The organism is Streptomyces sp. NPDC019396 (assembly GCF_040632375.1).
Classification (GTDB): domain Bacteria; phylum Actinomycetota; class Actinomycetes; order Streptomycetales; family Streptomycetaceae; genus Streptomyces.
Genome location: NZ_JBEYBS010000005.1, coordinates 246,322 through 261,109 on the forward strand (window position 1 = coordinate 246,322; position 14,788 = coordinate 261,109).

Below are 14,788 nucleotides of genomic sequence, written 5' to 3' on the forward strand. Positions count from 1 at the left end.
GGAGCTGGCTCCTGAGCGCGTGCGCGCAGGGGTCATGGCAACACCAACCGTCCCCGTATGACGAACGAAAGGCAGACAACCATGTCTCTTCTTGACCTTCAGACGATGGAGACCGCCAAGGACGAGCACGCGGAGGAGTTCGGGGTTACCGGCGGCGGCAGCCGCGCGAGCCTGCTGCTCTGCGGTGACAGCAGCCTGAGCGTCACCACCTGCAACTGATCACAGCCGATCGATCTCGGCTCTGGCCTCGACCGGGCCACGGGCATCGTGCGGAGTCGGTTCCGCACGCTGCCGGCCCCGGTCCTGGTCCACTGGTCCCGGGCGGTCTTCCGCCCGGGGCCGGTCCCGTTGACACGACCCGGACCACGAGGGACGAGCAGGCCATGAGCCACCATCAGCCGCACGGCGAGGCCGGGCAGACCCCCGGGGTCGCGCGGCGGCTGCTGTCCGGGGCCGCGCGTGCCTCGGCCCTACGGCTCGTGGCCATCGCCGCCGCAGGCATCGTCTCGGCGGGAACCGCGATCGCCCTGCCCGCCGTGCTGGGCCACACACTCGACCTGCTGCTCGACGGCGCGGCGAACACCGGGGCGGCCGGGGTGTGGCTCGCCCTCTGCGCCGCGCTGATCGTCGCGGACATGCTGAGCGACAGCGCGTCGGCTCTGCTCACCGGTACCGTCACCGCCCGCTCCGCCGCCTGGATACGCGGACGCGCGCTGCGGCACCTGCTGGCGGTGGGGCCCCGGGGAGCCGGCCGCTTCAGCCCCGGCGACCTGGTGACCCGGCTGACGGGCAATGTGACCGAGGCCGCCGTGGCCCCGGCCACCGTCGCCTCAGCCGTGCCCGCCCTCGCCCTTCCGCTGGGCGGCCTGGTGGCCCTGCTGCTGATCGACGTGTGGACGGCGGTCGCCTTCCTGGCGGGAGCACCGGTGCTGGTGCTGCTGCTGCGCGCCTTCACCCGCGACACGTCCGACGCGGTGACGCGGTACCAGCGGGTCCAGGGCGATATCGCCGCCCGGCTCGTGGAGGCGCTCGGCGGGGCGCGTACGGTCGCGGCGGCCGGTACGCAGGAGTGGGAGCGCGCCCGGGTCCTGGCCCCACTGCCCGAACTCGGCCTGCGCGGACGCCAGGTGTGGCGGGTGTACGGCACGGCCGTCGCCCGCGGCGCGGTCCTCGTACCCCTGCTGGAGACCGGGGTGCTCGCGGTCGGGGGACTGCGGCTCGCGGCCGGAGAGCTGACGGTGGGCGAGCTGCTGGCCGTCTTCCGCTACGCCTCGCTGGCCGCCGGGATCGGCGCGGTCGTGGGACAGCTCGCCGCGCTGATACGCAGCCGCGCGGCGGCCCGCCGCACCGCGGCGCTGCTGGCCGTACCCGCCATGACGTACGGGACGCGGCAGCTCCCCGAACACGGTCCCGGGCGGCTGGAGTTCCGTGAGGTCACGGTGGTACGCGAGGGGCGGTCGGTGCTGAGGGACGTGGATCTGGTCGTGCCCGGCGGCGCCACCCTCGCCGTGGTCGGACGCTCGGGCGCGGGCAAGACGGTCCTGGCCGAGCTTGCCGGACGCCTCGCCGACCCCGACGGCGGGACCGTGCTGCTGGACGGCATCCCCCTGTCCGAGCTCGAACGGGGAGCGCTGCGCCGGGAGGTGGGCTATGCCTTCGAACGCCCGGCGCTGTTCGGCGCGACGGTGCACGAGGCGCTGGCCTTCGGCCCGTACGAGCCGGGCGAGCCCGCCGTGACCGCCGCGGCCCGTGCGGCGGGAGCCGACCCGTTCGTCCGCCGCCTCCCCGCCGGCTACGCCACCCCGCTCAGCGACGCCCCCCTCTCCGGCGGCGAGGCCCAACGACTCGGCCTGGCCAGGGCCTTCGCCCACGCGGGCCGCCTGCTGGTGCTCGACGACGCCACATCGAGCCTCGACAGCGTGACCGAGCGCCAGGTCGTCCGCGCCCTGCTGCACGACGTCCGCGCCGGAACCCGAGTGGTGATCGCCCACCGGGCGTCGTCGGCCGCCCGTGCCGACCTCGTGGCCTGGCTGGACGACGGCAGGATCAGGGGCGTCGGGCCGCATGCCGCGCTGTGGAGGCTGCCGGAGTACCGCGCGGTGTTCGCGGCGGAGACCGGTGTCGGTGATGGTGGTGGCGGCGGTGAGTGCGGGGACCCTGGCCGCAGCCGCGACGGCGGGGCCCCTCAGGGCGCAGCACGATGACCGGCCGGGTGAGTGCCGCAGCGGCCACGGCCGAAACGCCGGGCCAGGAGTCCGCCCGCCCGGAAGCCGCCGGGGCGGCGCACGGTACACGGCGGCCCGGAGCCGGCCGCGGGCGGGGCGCGTCGCGGCGGGTGCTGGGGCGGGCGGTGCCGTTTCTGGTGACGCGCAGACGGGTGCTCCTGGGGCTGGCCGGCTGGTCACTGCTGGAGTCGGGGCAGACCTTCCTCGGCGGATACGGCGTGGCCATGGCGCTGGACCGGGGGTTTCTCGACGGCCGGCCGGGGGTGGGTCTGGCCTGGCTGGCGGTGGCCGGCGTGGCGGTCGTCGCGGGCGGGGTGGCCGCGGACCGGATGTTCCGGAGGCTCGCGGACCTCGTCGAGCCGCTACGGGACGGACTGGTGCGCCGGGTCGTGACCGGTGCGGTACGGGGCTCCGTCTCCGGCGCGGCGGACCGTACGGCCGTGTCCCGGCTGACGCACCAGACGGAGGCGGCCAGAGACGGGTTCGCCGGACTGGTGCTGGTGCTGCGGTCCTTCGTGTTCACCTGCGCGGGAGCCCTGCTGGGGCTGATGGCCCTGGCTCCCGCGCTGCTGCTGGTGGTGCTGCCTCCGCTGGCCGTCGGGCTGGCCCTGTTCGCCGCGGCGCTCGGCCCGATGGCCGCGCGGCAGCGGGAGTTCCTCCACGCGGACGAGCAACTCGCGCAGCGGTTCGGCGAGATCGTGCCGGGGCTGCGGGACGTGGTGGCATGCGGTGCGCAGGAGCGTACGGCCCTCGCGGCAGCGGAACTGATCGAGGCCCAGACGCGGGCCGCCCGTTCACTCGCCCGGTGGGCCGCCGTGCGCACGCTGGCGCTGGCGCTGTCCGCGCAGCTCCCGATCGTGCTGCTCCTCGCGGCGGCGCCCTGGCTGCTCCGGCAGGGCGTCACCGCGGGCGCGCTGCTCGGGGCGCTCACCTATCTGACGCAGGCCCTGCTGCCCGCCCTGCACACGCTGATGACGGGACTGGGGGCGGCCGGGGCCCGGCTGCTGGTGATCCTGGACCATCTCACGGGCGGCAGCGGCTCCGGGAGCCGTCCCGGGGAACGGGCCGCCGAGGAGGAGGAGGACGCGGAGCGGGTGCCGGTGCGCGCTCCGCGCATGGAGCTTCGGGCGGTGACATTCGCGTACGGCCCGGGCGCCCGGCCCGTCGTGGACGGGCTCGATCTCGTCGTGGAGCCCGGTGAGCACCTCGCCGTGGTGGGGCCCAGCGGTATCGGCAAGTCCACGCTGTTCGCACTGATGGCCGGGCTGCTGGTGCCGGACAGCGGGGACATACGGCTCGACGGGGTGCCGGTGCGGCAGCGCCCCGGCCGGTACGCGTCCGCGTACACGCGTGCCCTGATACCGCAGGAGGCCTATGTGTTCACGGGCAGCCTGCGCGAGAACCTGCTGTATCTGTGCCCCGGAGGGGCGCCGACCACCGAGGTGGAGTCCGCGGCGGCGGCGATCGGCCTCGAACCCCTGGTGCAGCGGCTCGGCGGTCTCGACCTACCCGTCGACCCGGCCGCCCTGTCCCAGGGAGAGCGGCAGCTTGTCGCGCTGACCCGCGCGTATCTCTCGCCCGCCCGGCTGGTGCTGCTGGACGAGGCGACCTGCCACCTGGACCCGGCCGCCGAGGCCCGCGCCGAACAGGCCTTCGCCACCCGCCCCGGCACCCTGATAGTGATCGCCCACCGGCTCACATCGGCCCGCCGGGCATCCCGTGTACTGGTCCTGGACGGCGTACACGCCACCTCCGGTTCGCACGAAGACCTGCTGGCGCGTTCGGAGCTGTACCGGGACCTGGTGGGCCACTGGGAGGCCGGGACCGAGGCCGAGACCGGGGCCGCGAGCAGGTGAGTGTCCGTCAGACCCAGCCCGCGTGCTGCGAGATGCGTATCGCGTCGACCCGGTTGCGGGCACCCGTCTTGCGGGTGATCGCGGACATGTAGTTGCGGACGGTGCCCCGGGACAGATGCAGGTTCCGCGCTATCTCGGCGACCGTGGAACCCTCGGCGGCCAGCCGCAGCACGCTCAGCTCGCGGGGCGTCAGCGGCATCTCCGCTGCCTGGAGGAAACCAAAGGCGAGGGATTCGTCGACGAAACGTTCCCCCGCCGCGACGCGCCGAATCCCCTCGAGTAATCGCTGAGGGCCACCGTCCTTGCTGACGTACCCCAGTGCGCCGGCGTCGAAGGCGCGCCGGAGCAGACCGGGCCGGGTACCCGTCGCGAGCACCAGCAGCGCGGTGCCCATTCCGGCGATGCGCCGGGCGAGTCCGGCCACCGCGCCGAGCATGGTCGAACCCGGGCAGTCGACGTCCACGACGCAAACATCGGGCCGCAGTGACTGTGCCTGTACCGCTGCGGAGTGCCAGGAGGAGGAGATGACCTCGAAGTCGACCTCCTTTCCCAGCAGGGCGGTCAGTGCCGACCGCATCAGGCTGGTGTCGTGCACGAGCAGCACCCGTATCAACCCGTTGCCTCCTGTCGCGTGTGTGCGGTGCCCCTTTGCGCCGCACACATCCAGTCAGTCAGTCGTACAACCGGTGCCCCGTGATGCGGCGGCTAGTCGGTCCTCGGGAGGCACGGGAGCGCACGGTCCCCAACCTGTGCGCCGGGGCGTGCGCAGGCGCGCTCTTCGGCGCGCGAGAGGGTGTGCGCGCTCCCCTCGTGCCAAGGGTCCCGTTTTGCACCCGGGCCCCCCGTTCGTCGGCTGCCCCTGTGGCGTACGAGCAGGGCTGAAGAGGGTGCGCAAGGACAGGGGGATCGCTCAACCGAATCGCACAGGCCACGTGCCCGTACCTCCGCCAGCGCGCGGGCAAACCCGCTGACTGGTGGCCCTGGGAACCGGGCGCGGACGGGAAAGCCCGGCGGCGCGCCGTGCCGTCTTCCTGAGCGTGGGCCACAGCGGCCGCCACTGGTGCCAGCGCGCGCCCCATGCGCTCAGTCAGCTCAGTCAACCAAGGAAACGAACTTCCAGCGCCGTCAGACGGCGCCTAGATCGGCGGTGACGGGGAAAGGCGCGGCAGCCTTGATCACGCCGGTGAACATCTCGCCGTCCCTGTAGGCCTTGGTGGCGGGGTCGAGAACGTAGGTGTAGACGATCGGGACACCGGTGGCGGCCCGTTCGACGCGCCAGTAGAAGGGGATGCCGGCCTTGGCGTACTGGTCCACCTTCACGATCCGGTCCGTGGTCTCCGAGCCGGGCGATACGACCTCGACGACCAGGAGCACGTGTTCGGGGCGGGTGGGCGTGACGTCGATGGTCTCCGCCCGGTAGACGATGACGTCCGGACGGCGGTTGGTGAGCGGAACGTCCTGCAGGCGGACGTCGAAGTCCGTGTCGGCGTTCCAGTCCGGGCCTGCGGCGGCGTCCAGGACATTGGCCAGGAGCCGGGCCAGCCGGTTGTGCCGCTTGGAGGCGCTCGGGCTCACGACGACCATCCCGTCCACGATCTCAATGCCGGCACACTGTTCTTCGGACCAGGATTCGTACTGCTCCGCGCTGATCTGGGTGTGCATCCACGCGGGCGCCACCATCTCGGCGGGCATGGTGTGCCTCCTTCGAGGAGCCTCAACAGTTCCAGCGCTGCGGGCTCAGCCTACTGTCCTGCGGCGCCAGGACGCCCGTTTCGGAACAGCGCGATCGCCTCCCCTCTCTGCCTTCTCCTTGGGTTTTTCGGAGTACCGGCGCCCCTGGGATCGACGGGGCCCTTGCCGGGCTCGTCGAGCCCGGCTGGCGGGATGTCCCCGTCGAATGCCTGCGACGAGCGGGGAGGCCGTCGTCCACCACGTCATGGCGCCTCAGCACAACTCGGCCGTGCGAGGCAGGGCCGTGCGGGCCTCGCCGACGGGGTCGGGCGTTGTGAGAGGCTGGGCCGTATGAACCGGCTGGCTGGTGTGACCTCGCCTTATCTGCTTCAGCACGCTGACAATCCGGTCGACTGGTGGCCCTGGGAACCGGGCGCGTTCGAGGAAGCCCGGCGGCGCGACGTGCCGGTCTTCCTGAGCGTGGGCTACAGCGCCTGCCACTGGTGCCACGTCATGGCACACGAGTCCTTCGAGGACGACGACACCGCTGCGTACCTGAACGAGCACTTCATGCCCGTCAAGGTGGACCGTGAAGAGCGCCCCGACGTGGACGCCGTGTACATGGAGGCGGTGCAGGCGGCCACCGGGCAGGGCGGCTGGCCCATGTCCGTGTTCATGACGCCGGACGGTGAGCCCTTCTACTTCGGTACGTACTTCCCGCCCGAGGCCCGCCACGGGATGCCGTCCTTCCGGGAGGTGCTCCAAGGCGTGCATGACGCGTGGACGGGGCGGCGCGACGAGGTCGGGGAGGTCGCGGGGAAGATCACCCGTGATCTGGCGGCACGGCGGCTGGACCTTGGGCCGGGCAGTGGGGCGCCGGGGGATGAGGAGGCCGCCGCCGCGTTGCTGAGCCTGACCAGGGACTATGACGCGGTGCACGGCGGATTCGGCGGAGCGCCGAAGTTTCCGCCGTCGATGGTGGTCGAGTTCCTGCTGCGGCACTACGCGCGCACCAGGGCCGAGGGGGCGCTGGAGATGGCCGCAGACACCTGCGAGGCGATGGCCAGGGGCGGGATCTACGACCAGCTCGGCGGCGGATTCGCACGGTACTCGGTGGACCAGCGCTGGGTGGTGCCGCACTTCGAGAAGATGCTGTACGACAATGCGCTGCTGTGCCGGGTCTACGCCCATCTGTGGCGGCTGACCGGGAGCGACCTGGCCCGCAGGGTCGCCCTGGAGACCGCGGACTTCATGGTGCGGGAGCTGCGCACCGCCGAGGGCGGCTTCGCCTCGGCGCTCGATGCCGACAGCGCCGTCGAGGCGGGAAGCGAACGGCACGTGGAAGGGGCGTACTACGTCTGGACGCCCGCCCAGCTCGTCGCCGTGCTGGGTGCGCAGGACGCGGAGTTCGCCGGGCGCTGCTTCGGGGTGACCGAGGAGGGGACCTTCGAGGAGGGCGCCTCCGTGCTCCAGCTGCCGCTGGACGGGCAGCCTGAGGATGCCGCGCGGGTCGCCTCCGTGCGGGAGCGGCTGCTCGCGGCGCGGGAGCTGCGGCCGCGGCCGGGGCGTGATGACAAGATCGTCGCTGCCTGGAACGGCCTCGCGATCGCCGCGCTCGCCGAGGTGGGGGGCTACTTCGACCGGCCCGATCTGGTCGAGCGGGCGACGGAGGCCGCCGATCTGCTGGTACGGCTGCACCTGGACACCGGCGCGCGTCTTGTCCGCACGTCCAAGGACGGCCGGGCCGGTGCCAACGCCGGTGTGCTGGAGGACTACGCCGATGTCGCCGAGGGCTTCCTCGCGCTGACGTCCGTCACCGGTGAGGGGGTCTGGCTGGAGTTCGCCGGGCTGCTGCTCGACGGGGTGCTGGACCGGTTCACCGGACCCGACGGGGAGCTGTACGACACCGCCCATGATGCCGAGCAGCTCATCCGACGTCCCCAGGACCCCACCGACAACGCCGCGCCCTCCGGCTGGACCGCCGCCGCGGGAGCCCTGCTCTCCTATGCGGCTCACACCGGGTCCGAGGCTCATCGCGACGCCGCCGAGCGGGCGTTGGGCGTGGTCGGGGCGCTGGGTCCGCGGGTGCCCCGCTTCGCCGGCTGGGGGCTCGCCGTCGCCGAGGCGCTGCTGGACGGGCCGCGTGAGGTCGCGGTGGTCGGTCCCGAGGACGACCCCGCGACGCGTGCCCTGCACCGGGTTGCGCTGCTCGGCACCGCCCCGGGGGCCGTGGTCGCGGCCGGGGAGCCGGACAGCGGGGAGTTCCCGCTGCTCGCGGACCGGCCGCTGGTGGGCGGGGGGCCCGCCGCGTATGTGTGCCGGCACTTCGTCTGCGCCGCGCCGGTGACCGACGGTGCGGCGCTGGAACGGGAGCTGACCCCGTAGGACCCAGGAGGGCCGGACCGGAGTGCAGGGCCGGAGTGCCGGACGGCTGGACCGGCCGGGTGGTCAGAGGGGCAGCCCCTCCTTGAGCGTGTCCAGTGCGCGGTCCAGGAGCGCGACCAGATCGTCTCGCTGGTCGTGCTCCGCCCAGTAGAGCGCGACCTCGCGCAGGGTGCCCAGCACCGCCGCGGTGCAGACCCGCAGCTCCAGGTCGTCGGGCTGCCGCCCGGTTCGCTCGGCCAGCACGCGTGACACAGCCAGGGCGGTCGCCGTCATGCTCTCGGTCAGCCTGGCCCGTACGGCCGGGACCTGCACCAGTAGCCGGGTGCGCAGGCGCAGTTCGCCGGGTTCGTTCTCCAGGGCTGCCCGGGCGGTGTGTGTGACGGCGGAGCGAAGTGACTCCAGCGGGGGTTCGTCGGCGGGCCGCGCCCGCAGTGCCGACTCGATCGCCGAAAGCACCGAGGTCCCGGGGGCGTCGTCAGCGGCGAGGACGATGTCCTCCTTGGTCGGGAAGTAGCGGAACAGCGTGGACAGGGAGACCTCGGCCGCCGCCGCGATCTGCTCGGTGGTGGTCGACTCGTAGCCCTGCTCGGCGATCAGCCGGTACGCGGCCCCGCGGATCGCGGCGCGGGTCTTGAGCTTCTTGCGCTCGCGCAGGCCCATCACGGGCCGGTGGTCGTCGAGCGGGGTGCGTGCGGTGGCCGCCATGGCTTCATTGTCCTTGTGTCGGAGGCTGCCCGGGGCCCGCGACCGGGCCCCGCCCCCGAGTCCAGCACCGGCACTGGCTCACGCGTGCTGGTACGCCACCAGAGAGATGCCCACGTAGTGGACGACGAAGGCGGCCAGCGTGAACGAGTGGAAGACCTCGTGGAAGCCGAACCACCGCGGCGACGGGTTCGGTCGCTTGATCCCGTAGATCACCCCGCCCGCGCTGTAGAGCAGACCGCCGATGATCACGAGCACCAGCACCGCGACGCCGCCCTTGCGCATGAAGTCGGGCAGGAAGAAGACCGCTGCCCAGCCCATCGCTATGTAACAGGGTGTGTACAGCCAGCGCGGGGCGCCCACCCAGAACACCCGGAAGGCGATTCCCGCCACCGCTGCCGCCCAGACCGCCCACAGGAGCACCCGCCCGGTGGAGTCCGGCAGGAGGAGCAGCGTCAGCGGGGTATACGTACCCGCGATGATCAGGAAGATGTTCGCGTGGTCCAGCCGGCGCAGTACGGCGGCGGCCCGTGGGCCCCAGTCGCCTCGGTGGTAGAGCGCGCTCACACCGAAGAGCAGACAGGCGGTGAGCGTGTAGATACCGCAAGCGACCCGGCCGCGGGTCGAGTCCGCGAGGGCGGTCAGCACGATGCCCGCAATGACCACGGCGGGAAACATCCCGGCGTGCAGCCATCCCCGCAGTCGTGGCTTCAGCGCCGGTAGGTGGTCGATCTCGGTCGCATCAGTCGTTTCGGACGCTGCGGCGGCGGCTGCTGTCATGGCGGCATGCTACCTACGTCTCCGTAACCTGACGGAGGGGAGTGCGTCATCCGCGTGGGCAGGAGTGGCCATGCTCACGTGAGACGTCCTCTGGACATATGCGCACACGGCACGGATGATCAGATGAGTGCGGTCGGCACCGGATGAGCGGCTACGAAGCATCCGGGTCGCAGCCCCCACGGGGCAACAAACTTCAGACCCCTCACTTAGGAGCAATCGTGGCGCGCGACATCGCGGCTCCCGGCACCGTCCCCACCAACCACCAGGAACTCATCGCATGGGTCGATGAGATAGCAGCCATCACGCAGCCGGACAGGGTGGTCTGGTGCGACGGGTCCGAGGCCGAGTACGACCGCCTGAGCGAGGAGCTCGTCGCCAAGGGCACCTTCCGCAAGCTGGACCCGATCAAGCGCCCGAACTCCTACTACGCCGCTTCCGACCCCTCCGACGTGGCCCGTGTAGAGGACCGCACCTTCATCTGCTCCGAGAAGGAGGAGGACGCGGGCCCCACGAACCACTGGAAGGCCCCCGCCGAGATGCGGGAGATCTTCACCGGTGACAAGGGCGTCTTCCGCGGCTCGATGAAGGGCCGGACCATGTACGTGGTCCCCTTCTGCATGGGCCCGCTCGGCTCGCCGCTGTCCGCGCTCGGCGTCGAGATCACCGACTCCGCCTATGTCGCGGTCTCCATGCGCACCATGACCCGGATGGGGCAGGACGTCCTCGACCAGCTCGGCGAGGACGGCTTCTTCGTGAAGGCGGTCCACACCCTCGGCGCCCCGCTCGCCGAGGGCGAGGCCGACGTGCCGTGGCCGTGCAACAGCACCAAGTACATCTCGCACTTCCCGGAGTCCCGGGAGATCTGGTCGTACGGGTCCGGCTACGGCGGCAACGCGCTGCTCGGGAAGAAGTGCTACGCCCTGCGCATCGCCTCCGTCATGGCCCGTGACGAGGGCTGGCTCGCCGAGCACATGCTCGTCCTCAAGCTGACCCCGCCGCAGGGTGAGCCCAAGTACGTCGCCGCCGCCTTCCCGTCCGCCTGCGGCAAGACCAACCTCGCCATGCTGGAGCCCACCATCTCCGGCTGGACCGTGGAGACCATCGGCGACGACATCGCCTGGATGCGCTTCGGCGAGGACGGCCGGCTCTACGCGATCAACCCCGAGGCGGGCTTCTTCGGCGTCGCGCCCGGCACCGGCGAGCACACCAACGCCAACGCCATGAAGACCCTGTGGGGCAACGCGGTCTTCACCAACGTCGCGCTCACCGACGACAACGACATCTGGTGGGAGGGCATGACGGAGGAGACTCCGGCCCACCTCACCGACTGGAAGGGCAACGACTGGACGCCCGCGTCGGGCACCCCGGCCGCGCATCCGAACGCCCGCTTCACCGTCCCGGCCTCGCAGTGCCCGATCATCGCGCCCGAGTGGGAGGATCCGAAGGGCGTGCCGATCTCGGCGATCCTCTTCGGCGGCCGCCGCGCCTCCGCCGTCCCGCTGGTGACCGAGTCCTTCGACTGGCAGCACGGTGTGTTCCTCGGCGCCAACGTCGCCTCCGAGAAGACCGCCGCCGCCGAGGGCAAGGTCGGCGAGCTGCGCCGCGACCCGTTCGCGATGCTGCCCTTCTGCGGCTACAACATGGGCGACTACATGGCCCACTGGATCAAGGTCGGTCAGTCCGCCGACCAGGCCAAGCTGCCGAAGATCTACTACGTGAACTGGTTCCGCAAGAACGACGCGGGCAAGTTCGTCTGGCCCGGCTTCGGCGAGAACAGCCGGGTGCTGAAGTGGATCGTGGAGCGCCTGGAGGGCAAGGCCGAGGGCGTCGAGACCCCGATCGGCATCCTCCCGACGAAGGAGTCGCTGGACACCCAGGGCCTCGAAATGCCCGAGGAGGACCTGGACTTCCTGCTCAAGGTCGACGCCGACGTCTGGCGCGAGGAAGCCGCGCTGGTGCCCGAGCACCTCAACACCTTCGGTGACCACACCCCGAAGGAGCTGTGGGACGAGTACCGCGCACTGGTCACCCGGCTGGGCTGAACACCCACTCGGAGCTGAGGCCCGGGCCCGCACCGTACAACGGCGTACGGGGCGGGCCCCGGCCTTTCTCCGCGACATTGCCTCACGAGGAACCCGACCGGTCGCGGCCCTCCGGATAGCGGGTGTACGTCTGCTGCCGCCGTGCCTCCTGCTCCCGGAGACCCGTGGTGAGGCGCTCCGCCCCCGCGTGCAGCAGTCCGAGCTGCCGCTCAAGATGCCGCTCGGGCGGTTCGCTGCCCGGGCCGAGACGCGATCGGCGGCGCGCACATGGGCCGGAGGCCAGTGGGTCGGTGCTGCTGACGAACAGGGTGCTGCTCAACTCGGCGTGCACGGCGGAGCCCCTGTGCTGCTGCCGGGTCCGGTCGGCCTTCGTGGCCTCCACGTACGGTCCCATGCGCAGGGTCCCCGGAGATCCTGCCGCGCCGTGCGGCGAGCCCGCGGAGTGCGCGCGGAACTCCACATTCCAGGGGGAGTCGGGTGTACGGGGGGAATCCGCCTTCCCGGTATGCAACCGGAACCAGACCTTCCTGACGGCTGGTTCACTCGCTGCTCCCGCACTGGGTGGCACCCGGTCCGCGCACCTCTGCGGCCCGCGGACCGGGGCCGTCAGGGGGCGCCGACGAGCTGCGCGTCGCGCAGGGCGGCGGTATGGGCGTCCATACACTCGGCGGACAGGATCGCGACCACGGTGTCCGCGCGTGACGCGGCGACGACCAGGGCGCGACCGGCGAGTGTGAGGGCGCGCTCGTGCAGGGTCGCGGGCTCGGCGCCGGTCAGTCCCGCGTGCCGCACGGGCGGGGCGCCGCGCAGCCGGGCGACCTCGGTGGCAATGCGGTCCGCCTCGGTCGTGAGGCCGAGTTCGTCGGTGACGGCGAGCAGCGCGGCGAGGTGGCCCGCGAGCTGGATGTCCAGCTCCTCCTCGCGGCTGCGGTGCGGGAAGTCGCAGGTGCCGGAGGCGTCGGCCACCGAATGGACGGACTTCGAGCGGATCGGTTCGTACATGGGGGACGGCCTCCCTCGCGCTATCAGGAGGCCATCCTACCTTGGATCTAGTCTAAAGTTGTGCCCGATCGGGAAAACGGCCCCTTATGGCTGGCTGTAGCCGTCCAGGAAGGTCCCGATCCGGGTCACCGCGTCCGCCAGGTCCGTGGCGTTCGGCAGGGTCACGATCCGGAAGTGGTCGGGCTCGTGCCAGTTGAAGCCGGTCCCGTGCACGACCATGATCTTCTCGGCTCGCAGCAGGTCCAGGACCATCTGCCGGTCGTCCTTGACCTTGTAGACGCTCGGGTCGAGCCGCGGGAACAGATACAGCGCCCCCTTCGGCTTCACGCAGCTCACCCCGGGGATCTGGGTCAGCAGGTCGTACGCCACGTCCCGCTGCTCGAGCAGCCGGCCGCCGGGGAGCACCAGTTCCTCGATCGACTGCCGCCCCTGGAGCGCGGCGGCCACCGCGTGCTGCGCCGGCATGTTGGCGCACAGCCGCATGTTCGCGAGGATCGTCAGGCCCTCGATGTACGACGACGCGTGCGCCTTCGGGCCGCAGACCGCGAGCCAGCCGCTGCGGTAGCCCGCCACCCGGTAGTTCTTGGACATCCCGTTGAAGGTCAGCACCATCAGATCGGGTGCGATCGCGGCGGTCGGGGTGTGCGTGGCGCCGTCGTAGAGGATCTTGTCGTAGATCTCGTCGGAGCAGACCACGAGCTGGTGGCGCCGGGCGATCTCGGTGAGGCCGCGCAGCACCTCGTCGTCGTACACGGCGCCGGTGGGATTGTTCGGGTTGATGATCACGATCGCCTTGGTGCGATCGGTGATCTTCCGTTCGATGTCCGCGAGGTCCGGCATCCAGTCCGACTGCTCGTCGCAGCGGTAGTGCACGGCCGTGCCGCCGGCGAGTGAGACGGACGCGGTCCACAGCGGATAGTCCGGAGCCGGTACGAGCACCTCGTCGCCGTCGTCGAGCAGGGCCTGCATCGACATCTGGATCAGCTCGGACACGCCGTTGCCGAGGTAGATGTCCTCGACGGAGAGTGGGATGCCCTTGGTCTCGTAGTGGCTCATGATCGCGCGCCGCGCGCTGAGCAGGCCCTTGGCGTCACCGTAACCGTGGGCGCTGCCCACGTTCCGCAGGATGTCCTCGAGGATCGCCGGGGGGCACTCGAACCCGAACGCTGCCGGGTTGCCCGTGTTCAGCTTGAGGATGCGGTGGCCGGCTGCCTCCAGCCGCATCGCCTCCTCGAGCACCGGGCCCCGGATCTCGTAACAGACGTTGGCGAGCTTGGTCGACTGGATCACCTGCATGACGCGAGCTTACGGGGGCCGTCCGCGGGGCGCTTCGTGTTTTGGGACACGTCGGGCGGTTGCCGGGAGTCCGGCGCAGCTCGCAGGGGGTGGTGGGGGGTGCGCGGTGCCGCCCGTTCGGGTGGCGCCGGGAGGGGGAGGCGGCTGCCTCAGACACGGCCCCCGCCGGGCCCGGCCGGTGCCACGATACGGGCCACCGCCGCCACGACGGCGGCGCGGTAGCGCTCCCGGCGCCCGCCGTGCCATGCGGTGCCGTCCGCGTCGGTGGCGGGGCCACCGGGGGCGGCGAACCAGGACTGGGCCAGGGAGAGCACGAGGGTGAGCATGTCGGCCGGATCGGTGCCCGCGTCGACGCGCCCCGCCTCCTGCTCGGCGGTCACGGCCGCGGTCTTGCCGCGGTAGGCCTCGGCGCCGGCGGCCGAGGTCCCGGGGCGCTCCAACTGCTTCCAGGCCATGAGCCGCATCAGCTCCGGCCGGTCGGCGAGGTGGTCGAAGATCGCCCCGGCGTACCCGGGCAGGTCCGATGCGTCGAACGGCACCGACTCGGCGCCCTGCTCCATGGCCTGCTGGAGCACCAGGTCGAAGAGCTGCTCCTTGTTGCCGAAGTAGACGTAGATCAGGCGCTTGTTCGCCCCGGCCGTCTCGGCGATGCGGTCGACCCGGGCGCCCGCGATGCCGTACTCGGCGAACTCGGTGAGGGCCGCGTCGAGGAGGCGTGCCTTGGTTGCGCTGGAGTCCCGTGCCACGGAGGCAGCCTACCCGGTAACTATCCAGTTATTGACATAGCGGCGACCCGGCTGCATAGTGGAACTAACGAGTTAGTTACTTA

Annotated in this window: 14 protein-coding genes; 6 read left to right on the top strand and 8 right to left on the bottom strand. The window is 71.7% G+C overall.

Annotated features, from left to right (window positions below):
* The first annotated feature begins 81 nt into the window (after window positions 1–81).
* The 3 genes from ABZ532_RS08130 to ABZ532_RS08140 all read left to right on the top strand — a co-directional run bounded on the left by ABZ532_RS08130 (window position 82) and on the right by ABZ532_RS08140 (window position 4,081).
* Window positions 82–219, top strand: coding sequence for a SapB/AmfS family lanthipeptide (locus ABZ532_RS08130; protein WP_361280374.1), 138 nt, complete (start codon window positions 82–84; stop codon window positions 217–219).
* Window positions 220–383: 164 nt separating this feature from the next.
* Complete coding sequence (locus ABZ532_RS08135) at window positions 384–2,204, top strand: ABC transporter ATP-binding protein (protein ID WP_361280375.1); 1,821 nt, start codon at window positions 384–386, stop codon at window positions 2,202–2,204.
* An 8-nt stretch (window positions 2,205–2,212) separates the two neighbouring features.
* Window positions 2,213–4,081, top strand: a complete 1,869-nt coding sequence (locus ABZ532_RS08140) for an ABC transporter ATP-binding protein (RefSeq protein WP_361280376.1) — start codon at window positions 2,213–2,215, stop codon at window positions 4,079–4,081.
* A 7-nt stretch (window positions 4,082–4,088) separates the two neighbouring features.
* Here ABZ532_RS08140 and ABZ532_RS08145 read toward each other — a convergent pair whose 3' ends face one another.
* Window positions 4,089–4,694 (bottom strand): response regulator transcription factor, encoded by a 606-nt coding sequence (locus ABZ532_RS08145; protein ID WP_361280378.1) that lies wholly within the window; start codon window positions 4,692–4,694, stop codon window positions 4,089–4,091.
* 305 nt (window positions 4,695–4,999) lie between these two features.
* Here ABZ532_RS08145 and ABZ532_RS08150 point away from each other — a divergent pair, with 305 nt between their 5' ends.
* Window positions 5,000–5,116 (top strand): hypothetical protein, encoded by a 117-nt coding sequence (locus ABZ532_RS08150; protein ID WP_361280481.1) that lies wholly within the window; start codon window positions 5,000–5,002, stop codon window positions 5,114–5,116.
* Window positions 5,117–5,206: 90 nt separating this feature from the next.
* Here ABZ532_RS08150 and ABZ532_RS08155 read toward each other — a convergent pair whose 3' ends face one another.
* Complete coding sequence (locus ABZ532_RS08155; protein ID WP_361280379.1) at window positions 5,207–5,773, bottom strand: Uma2 family endonuclease; 567 nt, start codon at window positions 5,771–5,773, stop codon at window positions 5,207–5,209.
* Window positions 5,774–6,103: 330 nt separating this feature from the next.
* Here ABZ532_RS08155 and ABZ532_RS08160 point away from each other — a divergent pair, with 330 nt between their 5' ends.
* Window positions 6,104–8,137 carry a thioredoxin domain-containing protein gene (locus ABZ532_RS08160; protein WP_361280381.1) on the top strand — a complete coding sequence of 678 codons (2,034 nt, stop codon included), beginning with the start codon at window positions 6,104–6,106 and terminating at the stop codon, window positions 8,135–8,137.
* Between the two features lie 63 nt (window positions 8,138–8,200).
* Here the strand turns inward: ABZ532_RS08160 and ABZ532_RS08165 are convergent, their stop codons facing one another.
* Both ABZ532_RS08165 and ABZ532_RS08170 read right to left on the bottom strand, forming a co-directional pair.
* Entirely contained in the window at window positions 8,201–8,842 is a 642-nt protein-coding gene (locus tag ABZ532_RS08165; RefSeq protein WP_361280382.1) for a TetR family transcriptional regulator, read from the bottom strand.
* Window positions 8,843–8,920: 78 nt separating this feature from the next.
* Complete coding sequence (locus ABZ532_RS08170) at window positions 8,921–9,619, bottom strand: hemolysin III family protein (protein ID WP_361280383.1); 699 nt, start codon at window positions 9,617–9,619, stop codon at window positions 8,921–8,923.
* 218 nt (window positions 9,620–9,837) lie between these two features.
* On the opposite strand from ABZ532_RS08170, the gene ABZ532_RS08175 reads away from it, so the two are divergent.
* Complete coding sequence (locus tag ABZ532_RS08175; RefSeq protein WP_361280385.1) at window positions 9,838–11,661, top strand: phosphoenolpyruvate carboxykinase (GTP); 1,824 nt, start codon at window positions 9,838–9,840, stop codon at window positions 11,659–11,661.
* Between the two features lie 82 nt (window positions 11,662–11,743).
* Here the strand turns inward: ABZ532_RS08175 and ABZ532_RS08180 are convergent, their stop codons facing one another.
* The 4 genes from ABZ532_RS08180 to ABZ532_RS08195 form a co-directional block, all read right to left on the bottom strand.
* Window positions 11,744–12,055, bottom strand: coding sequence for a hypothetical protein (locus ABZ532_RS08180; protein ID WP_361280386.1), 312 nt, complete (start codon window positions 12,053–12,055; stop codon window positions 11,744–11,746).
* Between the two features lie 212 nt (window positions 12,056–12,267).
* Window positions 12,268–12,663: a hypothetical protein gene (locus ABZ532_RS08185; RefSeq protein WP_361280387.1), complete on the bottom strand. Its 396-nt coding sequence runs from the start codon at window positions 12,661–12,663 to the stop codon at window positions 12,268–12,270.
* An 84-nt stretch (window positions 12,664–12,747) separates the two neighbouring features.
* Window positions 12,748–13,959 carry a pyridoxal phosphate-dependent aminotransferase gene (locus ABZ532_RS08190; RefSeq protein ID WP_361280388.1) on the bottom strand — a complete coding sequence of 404 codons (1,212 nt, stop codon included), beginning with the start codon at window positions 13,957–13,959 and terminating at the stop codon, window positions 12,748–12,750.
* Between the two features lie 149 nt (window positions 13,960–14,108).
* The gene (locus tag ABZ532_RS08195) at window positions 14,109–14,705 is read right to left on the bottom strand and encodes a TetR family transcriptional regulator (RefSeq protein ID WP_361280389.1); all 597 of its coding nucleotides are present in this window, start codon (window positions 14,703–14,705) and stop codon (window positions 14,109–14,111) included.
* Window positions 14,706–14,788: the final 83 nt, after the last annotated feature.